This is a genomic window from Shinella sp. 838, assembly GCF_029623935.1.
GTDB lineage: Bacteria > Pseudomonadota > Alphaproteobacteria > Rhizobiales > Rhizobiaceae > Shinella.
In genome coordinates this window covers 1-1,393 of record NZ_JARSBQ010000059.1, presented here as the reverse complement: position 1 = coordinate 1,393, position 1,393 = coordinate 1, and the positions used below count along the sequence as shown (strand labels likewise).

Here is a 1,393-nt window from a genome sequence, read left to right as displayed (position 1 = left end):
TCCGCTCAACACGCGACGATCGTCCACGCGCGGCTTGCCCCGCACATCCGTTGGCAGGAGCGGTTCGATCCGTTCCCACTGCGCATCGGAAAACCAAAAGAAATCAGACATCTCACCGCGTTCCACACGAAAGCCTGGTTAAGAGTCACGCCGCCTTCATGCCGGATGCCGCCTGGGCAGAAATCAGGGCGCCCCCCAGACCCGTCCCGGGCTAACGAATTCCTCCCGGTTTCGACATCATCTTGCACTTTTCGACACGTCATCAGCGGTTCGCTTGCGCTCGTCTCTCTAAACCTCACCTGACGGACTAAGAGCCGCCTTTTCTGCAACGCTCACCACCACGGCTCTTTACCGTCGCAGCTTGCAGTGGTTTGAAACCTACCCCTGACGGTCGGCTTCGAGGGACCTACCCTCATCTTCCGCGCAGCTCGGCTCCCACATTGCTGTGGGCGCCTCGCGGCACACTCTCATCGAGATGCCATTTGTCTGCGAAGTTGCCGATCGACCGCCGCTTGAGTTGGTGGGCGAATTTCAGGCCAAACTTAGTCGTCCATTCTGAGACGGTCTGAAACGAGACGGCAATGCCGCGCTCGGCAAGCAGGTCTTCGATATCGCGCAGGCTCAGCGGGAACCGGTAACAGAGCCATACCGCATGCGCGATGATCTCGGCTGGAAAGCGGTGGCGTTTGTATCGGGCGGACGCATCGTCAGTCATGCCGATAGACTTGCCTCGATCCGCACCAGCCGGTTAAGGCGACGCCTCCCCTCGACTTCATCATCCTCGACGAACTCGGCTATCTGCCGTTCGCGCAGGCCGGTGGTCAGCTCCTATTCCACCTGATCAGCAGGCTCTACGAGCGCACCTCGATCATCGCCACCACGAACCTTGCCTTCGGTGAATGGCCGTCCGTGTTTGGTGATGCCAAGATGACGACAGCGCTGCTCGACCGCCTGACCCACCACTGCGAGATCGTGGAACCAGGAAACGAGTCCTGGCGCTTCAAAAACCGCTCTCAAAGCTAAAGCCGAAGATACCCATCACCCGCACTTGGCCTACCCTCTGCAACCCCGGTCAGCGCAGGGCAGGCCAAGCACTGATCGTCTACATGGGGGTGAAGATTGGACACCGACAAAAGGGGGCAACATTCCGCGCCGGTTGACAATCGAGTATTTCCGTTGTGCATAGGGAGCAAGCGGGCTGCTCATTGTCAGTAGCCCTACACCCTGCTGTTGGTTTCCACGCGGAACTGAGCCGGTTTTTCCACCGAGAAGTGAGCCACCTCTGAGTATGGTTTTCTGATCAGGCTTTGGTCAAGGGATTGGCCTTTTCTCCTCTCTTCTGAGCTGCTGCGGCCGAGCTGGCCTTGAAGCGGAAGCTGTCGTTTCCTGTTTC

At 58.7% G+C, this 1,393-nt stretch carries 3 pseudogenes; 1 reads left to right on the top strand and 2 read right to left on the bottom strand.

The window, feature by feature from the left end:
* Both P9A16_RS35540 and P9A16_RS35535 read right to left on the bottom strand, forming a co-directional pair.
* A pseudogene (locus P9A16_RS35540) lies at positions 1 to 111 on the bottom strand (IS5/IS1182 family transposase); the annotation flags it as partial.
* 349 nt (positions 112 to 460) lie between these two features.
* Positions 461 to 715 (bottom strand): annotated as a pseudogene (locus P9A16_RS35535) (IS6 family transposase); the annotation flags it as partial.
* Between the two features lie 50 nt (positions 716 to 765).
* Here P9A16_RS35535 and P9A16_RS35530 point away from each other — a divergent pair.
* A pseudogene (locus P9A16_RS35530) lies at positions 766 to 1,023 on the top strand (ATP-binding protein); the annotation flags it as partial.
* Positions 1,024 to 1,393: the final 370 nt, after the last annotated feature.